This is a genomic window from Vogesella mureinivorans (assembly GCF_007644035.1).
Lineage (GTDB): Bacteria > Pseudomonadota > Gammaproteobacteria > Burkholderiales > Chromobacteriaceae > Vogesella > Vogesella mureinivorans.
Map to the genome: position 1 here is coordinate 1 of NZ_VMTV02000114.1, position 284 is coordinate 284.

Sequence of the window (284 nt, forward strand, 5' to 3'; positions counted from 1 at the left end):
GTTCGGCATCGAGCTTGGCGTACAGCGGCGCCCCCCAGCCGGGCGGAACGCCCTCGGCCACCACGGTGACCCGCGCGCCGACCGAGTCCCCGGCCTTGCGCAGGGCATCCATGTAGGCCTCGAGCGTCGGTACGTAATCGGCGTCGGGCCAGAAGAAGGGGTTGTCCTCGACCGCATCCCAGTCGAGTCTTGTCGGCGCGTGCGGCCCCAGCTTCGAGACGTAGCCGCGCACGCGCACGCCGAAGCGCTCGGCTAGCCACTTCTTCGCGATCACCCCCGCGGCC

At 71.1% G+C, this 284-nt stretch carries 1 protein-coding gene; it reads right to left on the reverse strand.

The window, feature by feature from the left end; all coding sequences use genetic code 11:
* The coding region (locus FLQ44_RS02880; RefSeq protein ID WP_147692970.1) for a chorismate synthase at positions 1 to 284 on the reverse strand (284 nt) is incomplete at both ends.